A 15520-nucleotide genomic window follows, 5' to 3' on the forward strand; every position below is an offset into this window, starting at 1 on the left:
CCCCCCCCCCCCCCCCCCCCCCCCCCCCCCCCGGCCCCGGTACCGTCTGTGGTTATTTGCGTTGCCCGCCGGAGTATTCCTTGTAGTACTCGGGGATGGCGTGTTTGTAGCTCTCCAGCCAGCGCTGCAAGGCCAGGTCGCGCTCACTGGCCGCAGCCGTTTGCCGGATGGGCGACATGGCCTGGCCGTGAGATTGCAGCACCAGCCAGACTTCGGTTTGCTGCTGTTGCTCCGAGGAAGGGCCGGGTTCGATGGCCTGGGCTGCGAGCGGAACGAGCAACAGCCCCAGGCAACTGGCTAGGTTGTTTTTCATCACTACCTCTGCGTTGTTGGCGGGTTGGCAACCGACGGCTCGATGGCCGTTGTGACACGATCACTGGGCACCGCCGCCGCGGTCGTCGATGCCTTGAGTTTTTCCGCACGCTCCTTGGCCTGGGTGACTTGCTCGGGGTTCAGGCCGGCACGGCTGGCCAGCTCCGAGGCTTGTTTCCAGTTGCCTTGGTAAATCAGCAGGGTCACCAGGTTGCTGGCTGCCAAGGTGTCGGACGGCTTCAGTTCCATGGCGGTGATCAGTTCGAAACGGGCTTCCTTGAGTTTCAGTTGCTTGAGGTAGACCACGCCCAGATCGTTGCGAATCTTCTCATCGGTGGGGGACAGACGCGCGGCGCGCTGCAAGTGTTCGAGCGCTTGCTCGGCGTCGGCGCGGGAAGTCGCCAGCTGACCCAGGCCGTGCTCGCCTTCAGCGGTCAGGCAGGTACCGAGCAAGCTGCGATACAGCGGTTCGGCCTCACTCTGGCCAAGCATGCGATAGATCTTGGCCTTGCGCAGGCGCACTGCGGCAAGGTCGTCAGGGAGGTTCTGCAGGTTGGCCAGGCCTGCGTGCAACTTGCCGTCGCCGATCATGTCGTCGGCCATGCTCAGCGACAGCTCCTGATCGGGGGTCGGTTTGGCGCAACTGGCGCTTCCCAGGCTTGACCACCTGCCGCCCCCATCGGTGGCGCAGCCACTGAGCACCATCAATCCCAGCACCGCGATCAGTGCTTTCACCCTGTGCTCCCGCAAGGCCCTGATGCTCATTGCGACAACCCACTGAGCCGGTCGAAGTTACCGTCTTCGAGGAAATACATGCGGAACCAGTTCGGGTCGTAGTTACGCAGGTTCTCCCCCGGCAACGACGGCAGGCGGGCATTCGCCGCCAACGGTTGCACCAGGTGCGGGGTGACGATCATCAGCAGTTCCTTTTCCTCGCGGCTGATCGTGGAGTCACGGAAGAACGCCCCCAGGACCGGAACATCGCCCAGACCTGGGAACTTGCTCACGGACGAAATGTTGCTGGTACTGATCAAACCACTGATCACGAAGCTCTCGCCGTTGGCCAGGGAAATACTGGTGTCGGTGCGACGCACGCTCAGCGCCGGTACGGTGATGCCCGCGATGCGCACGCCGTTGTTGTAGTCGAGTTCGCTGACCTCTGGCGCCACTTTCAAGGCAATACGGTCACGTCCGACGATGGTTGGCGTGAGGGTCAGGCGAATACCGAACTCCTTGTACTCGATCGAGATGGTGTCGCTGCCGCTGCTGGGCACCGGAATCGGTACCTCACCCCCGGCCAGGAAGCTCGCGCTCTGGCCACTGAGCGCCACCAGGCTCGGCCGCGCCAGCGTGTAGGCGAAGCCACTGCCTTCGAGCGCATTGATCAGCCCGAGCACTTTGCCGCCGCCGATGCCGATGTTGAACGTCCTGTTGTCCAGCGGGATGGCGGTGGCTGTGTTACCGAGTTGGCCGGGCGACACGGTCACCAGCGGGACGGTGCCCGGGGAGCCGAACAGGAAGCTTCCGCCTTTGCCGAAGATCGAGGTACTGGCTTCCTTGAGCTTGGTGCGGCTGACTTCGACGAAGCGTATGTCGGTTTGCACCTGGCTGGGCAGCGAGGGGTCTTCCGACGGCGGTAACGCCGTGCTCATCAGCGAGCCGGCACCCTTGCCCTGGACGAACACCATGCTTTGGCGCGGGGCGCTGGAGCAGGCAGTCCAGACCATCAGGCTGGTGGCACCGGGGGCGATGCCGGTCAGCAGGTACGCATCATTTTTACCATAGGTCTGAACGTCGGCGACTTTCGGATCGCCGACGGCCAGACGCGTGATGGCAACCTCGGAATTCATCACCTTCTGCATACCTTCGCCGACCTCGATCACCGCCGGCAGGGCGGACAATGCAGAGCAATTGCCGGGGGCGGCCTGGGCGATGTTTGTGGACAGTCCAGTGAAGATCAACGTCCATGCAACGCGTTTGAGTACTTTCACGCAATCACTGTCCATTCACTGCTTCCTTGTCTGGTTTAGGTCTGGATACCGAGGCCCGCTCAAACCTAGTGTTCGGCCAGGGAACCCAGGCATGGGCACGTCTCTGGCTCGAACAAACGTCGTTGTTATCTGACGTTAGCGCAGAAAGGTCAAAATGCTATTAAATCGAAAAATACCATTCGTCGGAGCCGGGGATCGCTTGTTCACTGGACGCTGTCCTTGCGTTTAGCCTAGGATCCAGCCGAAGATCATTTCAAAGAAAAGACCTCACTTTGGATCTTCCGGGGTTTGTCCGAGAACAAGGTGCAACGGAGCATGCAGTTCGCGTTGTCGACTCTGTGAAGATGCGCAGGATTGATTGACCCCTATGGCGGCAGCTCATGTCGACACTTGAAAGTTCATCCTGGCAAATAGCCTATCCGCCGTCACTCGACTTCGGGCAGCAGTTGACCCGCGAACAACTGCAGCGCTCGATGCAGGAAACCATGTCTCTGCATGAAGGCGGCCCGGTCTGGCTGTTCGCCTACGGCTCGCTGATCTGGCGCCCCGAATGCAATTCGGTCGAGCGCCAGCGGGCACGGGTGCATGGCTACCATCGCGGCCTGTATCTTTGGTCCCACGAGCACCGTGGCACACCGGAATGCCCGGGCTTGGTGTTCGGGCTGGACCGTGGCGGTTCCTGCAGCGGTTTCGCCTACCGTCTGGATGAAAGCAACCTGGATGATTCGCTGATGGCCCTGTGGCAACGGGAAATGCCTTTCCCGGCCTATCGCCCGCACTGGCTCAGCTGCCGCCTGGGCGACGGCAGCAAGGTCCAGGCCCTGGGCTTCGTACTGGAACGGCACCTGCCGTGCTACGCGGGCAACCTGCCGGACACCCTGTTCAGCCAGATCCTCGCCAGCGCCAAGGGGCGCTACGGCACGACGCGCGATTACGTGGAGCAGACCCTCAACGCCCTGCGCAGCCACCAGATGCCCGATCGCAACCTGGAAGCCCGTTTCAGGCGTTGCCACAACCTGCGCGAGGTGTGAGCCCCGCGCGGTGGGGTCATTCCTGGCCGGCGGCGGTGCCGAGGAACTTGCGCAGGAACTGGCGGGTGCGTTCTTCCTTGGGGTTGGCGAACAGCGCCTTGGCCTCGCCCTGCTCGACGATCACGCCCTTGTCGAAGAAGATCACCCGGTTGGCGACATCGCGGGCGAAGCTCATTTCGTGGGTGACGATGATCATGGTGCGCTTTTCCTCGGCCAGGCCGCGGATGGTCTCCAGAACCTCGCCCACCAGCTCCGGGTCGAGCGCCGAGGTGGGTTCGTCGAACAGGATCACTTCGGGCTCCATGGCCAGGGCGCGGGCGATGGCCACCCGCTGCTGCTGGCCGCCGGACAGGCGGCGCGGGTAGGCGTCTTCCTTGCCCGCCAGGCCGACCTTGGCCAGCAGGCGCCTGGCCAGCTCGATGGCCTTGTCGCGGGGCGTCTTCTTGACGATCACCGGCCCTTCGATGACGTTCTCCAGGGCGGTGCGGTGGGGAAACAGGTTGAAGTTCTGGAACACGAATCCGGCCTGCTGGCGCAGGCGTCGGATCGCACCCTGCTGGCCGCCCAGCGGGCGGTTGGCGTCGATGCTGATGTCGCCGATCTGGATGCGCCCGGCATCGGGGGTTTCCAGCAGGTTCAGGCAACGCAGGAAGGTGGTCTTGCCCGAGCCGCTGGGGCCGATGATGGCGACCACCTCGCCGGGTTGCACGGTCAGGTCGATGCCGTTGAGCACGGTATGGCCCTTGAACTGCTTGCTCAGGCCTTCTACTACGATCATCTCAGTGCTCCTGGTCGTGCTGGTTGACCCGTGCTTCCATGCGGTTCTGGAAGTGCGCCAGGATGCTGCAGAGGATCCAGTAGACCACCGCGACAGCCAGGTACATGGTGAAGACCTCGAAGGTCCGGGCGGTGATCAGCTGCGCCTGGCGGAACAGCTCGGGCACCTGGATGGTCGCCGCCAGGGCGGTGTCCTTGACCAGCGAGATGAAGCTGTTGCCCAGCGGCGGCAAGGCGGTGCGCAGGGCTTGCGGCAGGATCGCCCGGCGCATGGCCTGGGTGCGGGTCATGCCGATGCTGGCCGCCGCTTCCCACTGGCCACGGTCGATCGAGGAGATCGCCGCGCGGAGGATTTCGCAGATATACGCCGCCATGTTCAGCGACAGGCCGATCAGCGACGCCGGGATCGGGTCGAGCTCGATGCCGATCTGCGGCAGGCCGAAGTAGATCACGAACAGCTGCACCAGCAGCGGCGTGCCGCGGAAGAACGACACGTAGATGCGGGCGAGCCAGTCCAGCGGCAGGATCTTCGACAGGCGCATCAGCGCCAGGGCGAAGCCCAGCACCAGGCCGAAGAACATGCCGCCGACACTGAGCAGCACGGTATAGCCCGCGCCCTTGAGCAGGAAGGGCGCGGAATCGACAACGAGTTGCAGGCTTTCAGCGATCATTTGGTGACATCGGCACCGAAGTATTTCTCGGACAGCTTGGCCAGCGTGCCGTCGGCCTTGAGCTTGTCGATGGCCTTGTTCAGCGCGTCGAGCAGTTCAGGCTCGCCCTTGCGCAGGGCCACGCCCGATTCCAGCTTGGAGAATTTCTCGCCGGCCAGCGCGGTCGGTTTCTTGTCCTTGGCGGTTTTCTGCACGTACTCGAGCGCGGCCAGGCGGTCGATCAGGATGGCGTCGATACGGCCATTGCGCAGGTCGGCGAACTTGGTCGGGTCGTCTTCGTAAGTGCGGACATCGGCTGTCGGCACGTCCTGTTTCACCCATTGCTCGTAGTTGGTGCCCAGGCCGACGCCGACCTTCTTGCCACCGAGGTCGGCGGCGGTCTTGATGTTCTTCTCGTTGTCGCTGCCCTTGAGCACCAAGGCCTGGATGCCGGAAACGGTGTAGGGCTCGGAGAAGTCGTACTTCTTCTTGCGCTCTTCGGAGATGGTCACCTGGTTGATCACCACATCCAGGCGCTTGGACTCCAGGGCGGCGAGGATGCCGTCCCACTTGGTCGGCTGGACCTTGGCCTTGACCCCCAGCTCCTTGGCCAGCAGTTCGGACAGCTCGACTTCGAAGCCGGTCAGCTTGCCGTTCTCGTCCTGGAAGCTGAACGGTGGGTAGGTGCCTTCCAGGCCGACGTTGATCACGCCTTTCTCCTGGATGGTCTTCAACTGCTCGCCGGCGAAGGCCTGGCCGAGCAGGCCAGCGCCGAGCAGGAGCGCCAGGCTGGCGTTGAGAAGGGGTTTGGCGAATTTGGTCATGGCAGGCCCCGCGCTTGTTGTGGAAGTAGTGAGGTGGCGACTATAGAGGTGGGCTTCATAGGTCGGGAAATAATAAAAAATCAGGTTGTTATTCCCGTTTCTGCATTTTGCAGTCGCTTATGCCCGACTTAGCTCAGGATGGAATAAAGCGTTGTTTTTTCCAAGAGGCAGATTTGACGTATCGTGGCTTACACCCTCCCTGTAGGAGCGGCCTTGTGTCGCGAAAGGGCCGCTCCTACAGGGAGCGTAGGTATATCGAGATAGCCGCCTGGCAGGAGAAACACCGTGAGCGAACAACCATCAACCGGGCACTGGCAACTGCAGGGCATCGTCAGTGGCCTGCGCAGCGCCCGTGAGCAGTGGCGCAGCAGCAACGGCCGCAGCAGCGGCGAGCAGGGCGGGCGCGAACTGCCGTCGCGCGAGGCGCTGCGACAGATTCTCGAGCAGCTGTGCGGCGCGCTGTTCCCCATGCGCCTGGGCCCGGTGGACCTGCGTGAAGAGAGCGAAGACTTCTATGTCGGTCACACCCTCGACGCCGCGCTCACCGCGCTACTGGCCCAGGCCCGCCTTGAGCTGCGCTACGCGGCGCGCCATGGCAAGACCGATGTGGTCGATGTCGATGGCCACGCCCTGCGCCTGATCCAGGACTTCGCCGCGGCCCTGCCGGCCCTGCGCGTGCTGCTGGACACCGACGTGCTCGCCGCCTACCACGGCGACCCGGCGGCGCGCAGCGTCGACGAGGTGCTGCTGTGCTACCCGGGCATCCTGGCGATCATCCACCACCGCCTGGCCCACCACCTGTACCGGGCCGGCCTGCCGCTGCTGGCGCGGATCAGCTCGGAGCTGGCGCACTCTGCCACCGGCATCGACATCCACCCCGGCGCGCAGATCGGCCCGAGCTTCTTCATCGACCATGGCACCGGCGTGGTGATCGGCGAGACTGCGATCATCGGCGAGCGGGTGCGTATCTACCAGGCCGTGACCCTGGGCGCCAAGCGCTTCCCCAGCGACGAGTCGGGCACCCTGCACAAGGGCCTGGCCCGCCACCCGATCGTCGAGGACGACGTGGTGATCTACGCGGGTGCGACCATCCTCGGAAGGATCACCATCGGCAAGGGCTCGACCATCGGCGGCAACGTGTGGCTGACCCGCAGCGTGCCGGCTGACAGCAACATTACCCAGGCTAACCTGCAGCTGGATTGCGAGGGCAAGAAAGCCTTCTGACTCAAGGGCTGGGATGCGTGGGAGCGGGCTTGCCCCGCGATGGCGATGGTGGGCGTGACCCTGCAATCGCGGGGCAAGCCCGCTCCCACGTGCATTCTGTTCGGTCCCCGCCCAGCGGCATCGGGTCGCATTGAAACTCGATCCATGTTTAACTTGAACGCTTGTTCAACGAAAAACGCTGGTCCATTGCCGGTGTTCAAAAGGAGGAATCGCCTTTGCTGAACCCGTTCAATCCGAACCTCACGTCCTTCGACGAGGTGCCCGTTCGATGAGTGCACCGACCCCCGACCTTGCCCACGGCAAGATCCGCATGAACCCCCCCGTGTTCTACTTCGCGGCAAGTTTCATCCTCCTCTTCGGCCTGATCGTCATCGCCCAGCCCCAGGCTGCCGGCGACTGGCTGCTGGCGGCGCAGAACTGGGCAGCCAACACCGTCGGCTGGTACTACATGCTGGCCATGACCCTGTACCTGGTCTTCGTGGTGGTCACCGCCTTGTCCGGCTACGGCAAGATCAAGCTCGGCGCCGACCATGACGAGCCCGAGTTCAGCTACCTGTCCTGGGCCGGCATGCTGTTCGCCGCCGGCATCAGCATCACCCTGTTCTTCTTCTGCGTCTCCGAGCCGCTGACCCACATGCTCCAGCCGCCGCAGGGCGAGGCCGGCACAGCCGAGGCCGGGCGCCAGGCGATGCAGATCCTGTTCCTGCACTGGGGCCTGCACGGCTGGGGCGTGTTCGCCTTCGTCGGCATGGCGCTGGCTTACTTCGCCTACCGGCACAACCTGCCGCTGGCCCTGCGCTCGGCGCTGTACCCGCTGATCGGCAAACGCATCAACGGCCCGATCGGCTACGCGGTGGACGGCTTCGGCATCATCGCCACGGTGTTTGGCCTGGGCGCCGACATGGGCTTCGGCGTGCTGCACCTGAACGCCGGCCTCGACTACCTGTTCGGCATCAGTCACAGCCAGTGGGTGCAGGTGATCCTCATCACCCTGATGATGGGTGCGGCGGTGGCCGTGGCGGTCGCCGGGGTGGAGAAGGGCGTGCGGGTGATGAGCGACATCAACCTGTTCCTGGCCTGCGCGCTGCTGCTGTTCGTGCTGTTCGCCGGGCCCACCCAGCACCTGTTCAACACCTTGATCCAGAACCTCGGAGACTACCTGGGCGCCTTGCCGCGCAAGAGCTTCGATGTGTACGCCTACGGCGAGCAACGCGACTGGCTGGGTGGCTGGACGGTGTTCTACTGGGCCTGGTGGATTGCCTGGGCGCCGTTCGTGGGGCTGTTCATCGCGCGCATTTCGCGCGGGCGCACCATCCGCGAGTTCGTCTTCGGCGTGTTGCTGATCCCGCTGGGCTTCACCCTGGCGTGGATGTCGATCTTCGGCAACAGCGCCCTGGACCAGGTGATCAACCACGGCATGACCGCGCTGGGGCAGTCGGCCATCGACAACCCGTCGATGAGCCTGTACCTGCTGCTGGAAACCTACCCGTGGAGCAAGACGGTGATCGCCGTGACGGTGTTCATCAGCTTCGTGTTCTTCGTCACCTCGGCCGACTCCGGCACGGTGGTGCTGTCGACGCTGTCGGCCAAGGGCGGTGGCGCCGACGAGGACGGCCCGAACTGGCTGCGCATCTTCTGGGGCGCGATGACCGCGCTGATCACCAGCGCGCTGCTGTTCGCCGGCAGCATCGATTCGCTGAAGTCGGCGGTGGTGCTGACCTCGCTGCCGTTCTCGCTGATCCTGCTGTGCATGATGTGGGGGCTGCACAAGGCCTTCTACCTGGAAAGCCAGCGACAGATCGCGCAGATGCACTCGCTGGCGCCCTTCGCCCAGTCCCGCCGTGGGCGTGGCGGCTGGCGCCAGCGCCTGAGCCAAGCCGTGCACTTCCCGTCGCGGGACGAGGTGTACCGCTTCATGGACGACGTGGTGCGTCCGGCGATCGCCGAGGTACGCGAGGTGTTCGAGCAGAAGGGGCTGGTGCTGATTACCCAGGACGATCCGAGCCATGACAACGTCAGCCTGAAGATCGGCCATGGCGAGGAGCAGCCGTTCATCTACCAGGTGCAGATGCGTGGCTACTTCACGCCGTCGTTCGCGTTGGGTGGGCTGGGGACGCAGGAGTTGAAGAATCGTCGCTACTACCGGGCCGAGGTGCACTTGAGCGAAGGTAGCCAGAACTATGATCTGGTCGGCTACAGCAAGGAGCAGATCATCAACGACATCCTCGACCAGTACGAGCGGCACATGCAGTACCTGCATCTGGTGAGGTAAGCCTGTTCCGGCCTCTTCGCGGGACAAGCCCGCTCCTACAGGGATCGCGTAACCCTTGTAGGAGCGGGCTTGTCCCGCGAAGAGGCCCGCACAGGAAACCTCAGAACGGCGCATCCCCCAGAATGGTCGCCCGATGCATCACCCGCCGGTTCGGCCGGTAGTCATCCACCGCAAAGTGCTGGGTCACGCGGTTGTCCCAGAACGCCACGTCATTTTCCTGCCAACGCCAGCGAATGCTGAACTCCGGCCGCGTCGCATGGGCGAACAGCAGCTTGAGCAGTGCCTCGCTCTCCTGCTCGTTCAACTCGTTGATCCGCGTGGTGAAGCCTTCGTTGACGAACAATGCCTTGCGCCCGCTGACCGGGTGGGTGCGCACCACCGGGTGCGACAGCGGTGGGTTGTTGCGCCGGGTGGCTTCCCAGCGCGCCAGGTCTTCGGCGGTGGTGCCGAAGCGCTCCAGCGGGAACGACTTGGTGAAATCGTGGGTGGCGGTCAGGCCGTCGAGCATCGTGCGCAGCGGCGCCGACAGCGCCTCGAACGCGGCGATCCCGCTGGCCCACAGGGTGTCGCCGCCAAAGGCCGGCAACTGCTTGGCGCTGAGCACCGCGCCCAGCGCCGGGGTCGGCAGGAAGGTCACGTCGGTGTGCCAGACGGCGTTGTCGCGCACATCGGTGACCGCGGTGTCGAGAATCAGTACCTGCGGCGTCTGCGGCACATTGGGGTAGATCGGGTGGATGTGCAGGTCGCCGAAGCGGGCGGCGAAACGGGCCTGCTGCTCGGGGGTGATCGGCTGGTCGCGGAAGAACAGCACCTGGTGTTCGAGCAGCGCCTGCTCGATGGCGTCACGCTGTTCGAGGGTGATATCGCGGCTGATGTCCACGCCGCTGATCTGCGCGCCAAGGGCTGGGCTCAAGGGGGTAACGGTCAGGCTCATGTCTTTTCTCGTTCCAGGTGCCGGGTTGCCGGCGTGGTCATTCGTGGGTCAATGGCTCTGGCCATGCCAGGGCACCAGCTTGCGCTGCAGGGCGCGCAGGCCCATCTCCAGGGCGAAGGCGATCAGGGCGATCAGCAGGATCCCCAGCACCACCACGTCGGTGACCAGGAACTGCGCCGCCGACTGCACCATGAAGCCCAGGCCGCTGGTGGCGGCGATCAGCTCGGCGGCGACCAGGGTCGACCAGCCCACGCCGAGGCCGATGCGGATGCCGGTGAGGATGTCGGGCAGGGCGCTGGGCAGGATCACATGGCGGATCAGTTGCGCCCGGGTGGCCCCCAGCGACTGCGCGGCGCGCAGCTTGGCCGGGTCGACGGTGCGCACGCCGGTGGCGGTGGCGATGGCGATCGGGGCGAAGATCGCCAGGTAGATCAGCAGCACCTTCGACAGCTCGCCGATACCGCACCAGATGACGATCAGCGGCAGGTAGGCCAGCGGCGGGATCGGTCGGTAGAACTCGATCAGTGGGTCGAGGATGCCGCGGGCCACGCGGTTGTAGCCGATGGCCAGGCCGACGGGGATGGCGGTCAGTGTCGCCGCCACCAGCGCCAGGCCGATACGGCCCAGGCTCGCGCCCAGGTGTTGCCACAGGCTGGCGTCCATGTAGCCCCGGGTGAGCAGTGTCCAGCCCTTGGCCAGAATGTCGGCGGGCGAGGGCAGGAACAGGGGTTCGATCCAGCCGGCGGCGGTCACCAGCCACCACGCCAGCAGCAGGGCGGCCAGGGTGAGGGCGCTGATCCAGCGGGTCGACAAGGGCTTGCGGGTCTTCACGACAGGAGGCGTGCGTTGTGCCTGCTTGGCGGTGGCCGGCAATTCGATGCTGCTCATGCGGACTCCTGACGTTGCGAGAACACCCGCGCCAGCACGTGCTCGCGGGTTTCGATGAAGCGGGGATCGGACTTGATCGCCCGGGCCGACTCACCAGCGGCATAGCGCTGGCCGAAGTCCAGCTGCAGACGCTCGACCACGCGCCCCGGATTGGGCGCCAGGAGCACCAGCTCGGTGGCGAGGAACACCGCCTCTTCGATGTCGTGGGTTATCAGGAACACTGGCTTGGCGGTGCGCTGCCAGACCTGCAGCAGCAGCTCCTGCATCTGTTCGCGGGTAAAGGCATCGAGGGCGCCGAACGGTTCGTCCATCAATAGCACCCGTGGGTCGGCGGCCAGTGCCCGGGCCAGGCCCACACGCTGCTTCTGCCCGCCGGACAATTGCCAGATACGCCGTTCGCCGAAGCCGGCCAGGTCGACCAGCGCCAGCATCTCGCGGGCCTTGGCTTCACGCTGGGCACGGGGCACGCCGGCCAGCTCGAGGCCGAAGGCGACGTTGCCGAGTACGTCCTGCCAGGGCAGCAGGGCATCGTCCTGGAATACCACGCCACGCTCGGCGCCCGGGCCTTGCACCGGCGCGCCGTCGAGGCTGATGCGCCCGCCGCTGGGGGCGACGAAGCCGGCGATCAGGTTGAGCAACGAGGTCTTGCCGCTGCCGGACGGCCCGAGGGCCACCAGCAGCTGGCGCGGGCCCAGGCTCAGGTTGATGTCGGCCAACACCGGGGTGGTGGCGCCGGGGTACTGTGCGCTGATGCGCTCCAGTTCGAGCAAGGCCATGACGGGCTCCGGATCAGTTGGGCAGGTATTGGGCGCTGACGTAGGGCGAGTAGTCGGGCAGCACGGCGTCGACCTTGCCTTGTTGCTTGAGGAAGGTGGCGGTGTCGGTCAGTGCCTGGGTGGTCGGCGCGCCCAGTGCGCTGGCCTGGTCGGCGGCCAGCGGATAGACGTTGCCCTGCAGCAGCACCGGGATATCGGCCGGCTTGGCGCCGGACAGCTTGACCAGCTTGGCGACGTTGTCCTTGTCGGCCAGCCAGGCTTTCGGGTCCTTGCGGTAGTCGGCGTAGGCGTCGAGGGTGACCTTGGCAAACGACTTGACGATCTCCGGGTGCTTGGCGGCGAAGTCCTTGCGCACGATCCAGGCATCGAAGGTCGGCGCGCCTTTCTCGGCCAGCTCGCCCGAGGTGATCAGCACCTTGCCGTTCTCCTTGGCCACGCCCAGGGCCGGGTCCCAGACGTAGGTGGCGTCGATGTCGCCGCGTTTCCAGGCAGCGATGATCGCCGGCGGCGCGAGGTTGAGGATCTGCACCTTCGACGGGTCGATGTTCCAGCTCTTGAGTGCGGCCAGCAGGCTGTAATGGCCGGTGGAAACGAACGGCACGGCGACTTTCTTGCCCACCAGGTCCTGCGGGGTCTTGATGCTGTCGCGGGCGACCAGGGCTTCGCCTGCGCCGATCTGGGTGGCGATCAGGAAGGTCTCGACCGGCAGCTTGCGGGTGGCGGCGGCGGCCAGCGGGCTGGAGCCGAGGTAGCCGATCTGCACATCGCCCGAGGCGACGGCGGTGATCACGTCGGCACCATTGTCGAATTTGCGCCAGTCGATGCTGGCCTTGCTGTCCTTTTCATAGGTGCCATCGACCTGGGCCACCTTGGCTGGGTCGACGGTGGTCTGGTAGGCGACGGTCAGGTCGGCGGCCTGGGCCAGCCAGCTGGCACTGGCGAGGGTCAGGGCGGCGAACAGGCGCAGCGGAGCGTGCGGGATCATGGTTGAACCTCTCGTCAGGCATTCTGGGATGGATGGCGAGAAGACTAGATGATCTAAGAAATAGTAAATAAATAACTTTTTGGACTTAGCTTAAAAGCCAAACGCTCTGACCCCCATGTCGGTGTGGGGCCGTTTTCATCGCAGGACAAGCTCGCTTCCACAACAGGGGGCGAAGCTGGCGGAATCGCTCAAGACGGCTAGTCTTGTTCGGTTCCTGCGGGGGGACCGCTGGTCGACAGCTCGGCAAACGTTTGCACATAACCTAAAGGTATGATTGACGGCGTCGATACAACGTTTCGCAGGAATGGTTCCGATGTTATTCCGTAAAAATCTTACAGATTCATAAAACGGTCATTTTGGATTTATAGGATTGTCATTATCCTGTAGCGCAGGTCGGCGGGTTAGACCAAAGTCGCAGATCGACCGTTAGCGATTGACTTGGCGGTCACGCATTTGTGCTAAATCGCCAATCCGGGTGAGTGGGGCAGCAGACTCCGCCGCTTGAGACGCACAAAAATTAGAACGTAGAGGAGCAAAACATGTACAAGTCCAGCCTGGCCCTGGCCGTGGCACTGGGGGTTCTCGCCCAACAAGCAGGCGCTGCCGGTTTCATCGAGGACAGCAAGCTGTCCCTGAGCTCGCGCACCATGTACTTCGACAACAACAACCGCGAAGCGCACGCCACTCCGGCAACCGCGACTCGTCCGGCCGGCAAGCGTCCGGATCAGCGTGAAACCGGTCAAGGTTTCAAGCTCGACTATATCTCCGGCTTCACTGAAGGCACCGTAGGCTTCGGTGTCGATGCCCAGGCCGTGTGGGGTATCCACCTCGATGGTGGCAAGGGCTACCACAAGTCTGGCTTCCTTCCGGACGATACCGACGGTTCTTCGGTAAGCCAGTGGGCACGTGTTGGCGCCAACGCCAAGGCCCGCTTCTCCAAGACCGAAGCGCACTTCGGTAGCGCCCTGGCACCGATGCTGCCGATCCTGGTCTCCAACGACGGTCGTCTGCTGCCGCAAACCTTCGAAGGCGCTACCATCACCTCGAAGGAAATCGACAACCTGACCATCAACGCCGGTCAGCTGACCCACGCAATGGGTCGTGCCTCGAGCAACCGTACCGGCCTGTCGGTCAACGGCGCGAGCGCTGACAGCAACAAGTTCCGCTACGGTGGCCTGGACTACAAGCTCACTCCAGACCTGACCCTGCAGTACTACTACTCGAACCTGGAAGACTTCTACAAGCAGAGCTTCCTGGGTGCCACCCACGTCTTCAAGATCGCTGACGACCAATCGTTCAAGACCGACCTGCGCTACTTCGATAGCAGCAGCGATGGCAAGAACGGCCACGGTGGCGGCTACAACTTCAACAACAACGGCGGTTATGCCAAGGAAACCGGCAAGGTCGACAACAAGACCTGGTCCGCCATGTTCACCTATACCCTCGGTGGCCACGCGCTGATGCTCGGCCATCAGCAGGTCAACGATGATGGTGGCTTCGTCTGGCTGAACCAGGGCGGTGTCGTTGATGGTAACGGCCGTGCCGAAGGTGCGGGCGGCGCCAGCTTCTACCTGTTCACCGACAGCATGATCAACCAGTTCGCCAAGGCCGGTGAAAACACCACCTTCGGTCAGTACTCCTACGACTTCGCCCGCCTGGGCGTGCCGGGCCTGAAGGCTTCGGTAGCCTACCTGCGCGGTCAGGATGGTCGTAACACCGACGGCCACGGTACCTTCAGCGAGTGGGAGCGTGACGCTCGCGTCGACTACGTTCTGCAGGAAGGCACCCTCAAGGGCCTGGGCTTCAGCCTGCGCCAGGGTGTCTACCGTGGCACCGGTTCGGGCGCTGCGAACGACCAGGACCAGACTCGCTTCATCGTCAACTACACTTACGCCTTCATGTAAGTCGTAGCGGCATCAAGAAAGCCTCGCCTAGTGCGAGGCTTTTTTGTGTCTGCGAATCCGTATTCTTAATGGTTATAAATAAATCGATATTTATTCTTTTTATTTTTATTCGGAAGCAGGCACATTGAACCCACAAGGCCAGACACAGCACAGGAGCCGCTTCCATGAGCCTCAAACTCGGCGATATCGCCCCCGATTTCGAACAGGATTCCAGCGCCGGCAAGATCCGCTTCCACGAATGGCTGGGCGACAGCTGGGGCGTGCTGTTCTCCCACCCGGCCGACTTCACACCGGTGTGCACCACCGAGCTGGGCCTGACCGCCAAGCTCAAGGAAGACTTCGCCAAGCGTGGCGTGAAAGCCATCGCCTTGTCGGTGGACCCGGTCGACTCGCACCACAAGTGGATCGATGACATCAACGAGACCCAGAACACCGTGGTCAACTTCCCGATCATCGCCGACGCCGACCGCAAGGTCTCCGACCTGTACGACCTGATCCACCCCAACGCCAGCGATACCCTGACCGTGCGCTCGCTGTTCGTCATCGACCCGAACAAGAAGGTGCGCCTGACCATCACCTATCCGGCCAGTACCGGGCGCAACTTCAACGAGATCCTGCGGGTGATCGACTCGCTGCAGCTGACCGACAACTACAAGGTCGCCACGCCAGGCAACTGGCAGGACGGCGACGAGGTAGTGATCGTGCCTTCGCTCAAGGACGAGGACGAAATCAAACGGCGCTTCCCGAAAGGGTACCGGGCGGTGAAACCCTATCTGCGACTGACCCCGCAACCGAATCGATGAGGTCTTCCTCGTTGCATTGCTCTTAGCCAAGCAGGGATCTTCGGGCCGTTTCGACGGCCCTTTTTTATTGTTCCGAAGGGTGGAGGTGGTTGAGCGTGGGGGGGGGGGGGGGGGGGGGGGGGGGGGGGGGGGGGGGGGGGGGGGGGGGG

The 15520-nt window shown here is 63.8% G+C and carries 15 protein-coding genes; 5 read left to right on the forward strand and 10 right to left on the reverse strand.

Features of this window, described 5'->3' with window-relative positions:
• Positions 1–52 precede the first annotated feature (52 nt).
• Genes HU735_RS26195 through HU735_RS26205 form a run of 3 tightly spaced genes read right to left on the reverse strand, consistent with a single transcriptional unit; the run spans position 53 to position 2318 of the window.
• Entirely contained in the window at positions 53–313 is a 261-nt protein-coding gene (locus HU735_RS26195; protein ID WP_186716369.1) for a DUF3613 domain-containing protein, read from the reverse strand.
• Between the two features lie 2 nt (positions 314–315).
• Positions 316–1047, reverse strand: a complete 732-nt coding sequence (locus tag HU735_RS26200) for a tetratricopeptide repeat protein (RefSeq protein ID WP_186716370.1) — start codon at positions 1045–1047, stop codon at positions 316–318.
• Positions 1048–1073: 26 nt separating this feature from the next.
• A complete protein-coding gene (locus HU735_RS26205; protein ID WP_186716371.1) occupies positions 1074–2318 on the reverse strand; it encodes a type II and III secretion system protein family protein in 1245 nt (414 codons plus the stop codon).
• A gap of 365 nt (positions 2319–2683) precedes the next feature.
• Here HU735_RS26205 and HU735_RS26210 point away from each other — a divergent pair, with 365 nt between their 5' ends.
• Positions 2684–3334, forward strand: a complete 651-nt coding sequence (locus tag HU735_RS26210; RefSeq protein WP_186716378.1) for a gamma-glutamylcyclotransferase — start codon at positions 2684–2686, stop codon at positions 3332–3334.
• A 16-nt stretch (positions 3335–3350) separates the two neighbouring features.
• Here HU735_RS26210 and tcyN read toward each other — a convergent pair whose 3' ends face one another.
• From tcyN to tcyJ, 3 genes are read right to left on the reverse strand one after another with little or no spacing between them, the layout of a single operon-like run.
• The gene (gene tcyN, locus HU735_RS26215; RefSeq protein ID WP_186716380.1) at positions 3351–4112 is read right to left on the reverse strand and encodes an L-cystine ABC transporter ATP-binding protein TcyN; all 762 of its coding nucleotides are present in this window, start codon (positions 4110–4112) and stop codon (positions 3351–3353) included.
• A gap of 1 nt (position 4113) precedes the next feature.
• On the reverse strand, positions 4114–4782 hold the full coding sequence (tcyL, locus tag HU735_RS26220) for a cystine ABC transporter permease (protein ID WP_046857530.1): 669 nt from the start codon (positions 4780–4782) through the stop codon (positions 4114–4116).
• On the reverse strand, positions 4779–5585 hold the full coding sequence (gene tcyJ, locus HU735_RS26225) for a cystine ABC transporter substrate-binding protein (protein ID WP_186716381.1): 807 nt from the start codon (positions 5583–5585) through the stop codon (positions 4779–4781). Before tcyJ ends, tcyL begins: the two co-directional genes overlap by 4 nt.
• A 285-nt stretch (positions 5586–5870) precedes the next feature.
• On the opposite strand from tcyJ, the gene epsC reads away from it, so the two are divergent.
• Both epsC and betT read left to right on the forward strand, forming a co-directional pair.
• Positions 5871–6809 carry a serine O-acetyltransferase EpsC gene (epsC, locus tag HU735_RS26230; RefSeq protein WP_050707461.1) on the forward strand — a complete coding sequence of 313 codons (939 nt, stop codon included), beginning with the start codon at positions 5871–5873 and terminating at the stop codon, positions 6807–6809.
• A gap of 310 nt (positions 6810–7119) precedes the next feature.
• The gene (betT, locus tag HU735_RS26235; protein WP_181427788.1) at positions 7120–9081 is read left to right on the forward strand and encodes a choline transporter BetT; all 1962 of its coding nucleotides are present in this window, start codon (positions 7120–7122) and stop codon (positions 9079–9081) included.
• A 100-nt stretch (positions 9082–9181) separates the two neighbouring features.
• Here the strand turns inward: betT and tauD are convergent, their stop codons facing one another.
• The 4 genes from tauD to tauA are packed head-to-tail and all read right to left on the reverse strand — an operon-like array spanning position 9182 to position 12664.
• The gene (gene tauD, locus HU735_RS26240; RefSeq protein WP_186716390.1) at positions 9182–10015 is read right to left on the reverse strand and encodes a taurine dioxygenase; all 834 of its coding nucleotides are present in this window, start codon (positions 10013–10015) and stop codon (positions 9182–9184) included.
• A 48-nt stretch (positions 10016–10063) separates the two neighbouring features.
• On the reverse strand, positions 10064–10903 hold the full coding sequence (gene tauC, locus HU735_RS26245) for a taurine ABC transporter permease TauC (protein ID WP_186716392.1): 840 nt from the start codon (positions 10901–10903) through the stop codon (positions 10064–10066).
• Positions 10900–11679, reverse strand: coding sequence for a taurine ABC transporter ATP-binding subunit (gene tauB, locus HU735_RS26250; RefSeq protein ID WP_186716394.1), 780 nt, complete (start codon positions 11677–11679; stop codon positions 10900–10902). Before tauB ends, tauC begins: the two co-directional genes overlap by 4 nt.
• Positions 11680–11692: 13 nt before the next feature.
• Positions 11693–12664, reverse strand: coding sequence for a taurine ABC transporter substrate-binding protein (gene tauA / locus HU735_RS26255; protein ID WP_050707457.1), 972 nt, complete (start codon positions 12662–12664; stop codon positions 11693–11695).
• Between the two features lie 539 nt (positions 12665–13203).
• On the opposite strand from tauA, the gene HU735_RS26260 reads away from it, so the two are divergent.
• Positions 13204–14568 carry an OprD family porin gene (locus HU735_RS26260; protein ID WP_186716395.1) on the forward strand — a complete coding sequence of 455 codons (1365 nt, stop codon included), beginning with the start codon at positions 13204–13206 and terminating at the stop codon, positions 14566–14568.
• Between the two features lie 164 nt (positions 14569–14732).
• Positions 14733–15371, forward strand: coding sequence for a peroxiredoxin (locus tag HU735_RS26265; protein WP_028689219.1), 639 nt, complete (start codon positions 14733–14735; stop codon positions 15369–15371).
• The last annotated feature ends 149 nt before the right edge of the window (positions 15372–15520 follow it).

The organism is Pseudomonas sp. BW16M2 (assembly GCF_014268865.1).
GTDB classification, from domain to species: Bacteria; Pseudomonadota; Gammaproteobacteria; order Pseudomonadales; family Pseudomonadaceae; genus Aquipseudomonas; species Aquipseudomonas peradeniyensis.

Coding starts and splice junctions, on each gene's coding strand:
- HU735_RS26195 (WP_186716369.1), bottom strand. CDS start 313: ATGAAAAACAACCTAGCCAGTTGCCTGGGGCTGTTGCTCGTTCCGCTC.
- HU735_RS26205 (WP_186716371.1), bottom strand. CDS start 2,318: ATGGACAGTGATTGCGTGAAAGTACTCAAACGCGTTGCATGGACGTTG.
- HU735_RS26210 (WP_186716378.1), top strand. CDS start 2,684: ATGTCGACACTTGAAAGTTCATCCTGGCAAATAGCCTATCCGCCGTCA.
- tcyN (WP_186716380.1), bottom strand. CDS start 4,112: ATGATCGTAGTAGAAGGCCTGAGCAAGCAGTTCAAGGGCCATACCGTG.
- tcyL (WP_046857530.1), bottom strand. CDS start 4,782: ATGATCGCTGAAAGCCTGCAACTCGTTGTCGATTCCGCGCCCTTCCTG.
- tcyJ (WP_186716381.1), bottom strand. CDS start 5,585: ATGACCAAATTCGCCAAACCCCTTCTCAACGCCAGCCTGGCGCTCCTG.
- betT (WP_181427788.1), top strand. CDS start 7,120: ATGAACCCCCCCGTGTTCTACTTCGCGGCAAGTTTCATCCTCCTCTTC.
- tauD (WP_186716390.1), bottom strand. CDS start 10,015: ATGAGCCTGACCGTTACCCCCTTGAGCCCAGCCCTTGGCGCGCAGATC.
- tauC (WP_186716392.1), bottom strand. CDS start 10,903: ATGAGCAGCATCGAATTGCCGGCCACCGCCAAGCAGGCACAACGCACG.
- tauB (WP_186716394.1), bottom strand. CDS start 11,679: ATGGCCTTGCTCGAACTGGAGCGCATCAGCGCACAGTACCCCGGCGCC.
- tauA (WP_050707457.1), bottom strand. CDS start 12,664: ATGATCCCGCACGCTCCGCTGCGCCTGTTCGCCGCCCTGACCCTCGCC.
- HU735_RS26260 (WP_186716395.1), top strand. CDS start 13,204: ATGTACAAGTCCAGCCTGGCCCTGGCCGTGGCACTGGGGGTTCTCGCC.
- HU735_RS26265 (WP_028689219.1), top strand. CDS start 14,733: ATGAGCCTCAAACTCGGCGATATCGCCCCCGATTTCGAACAGGATTCC.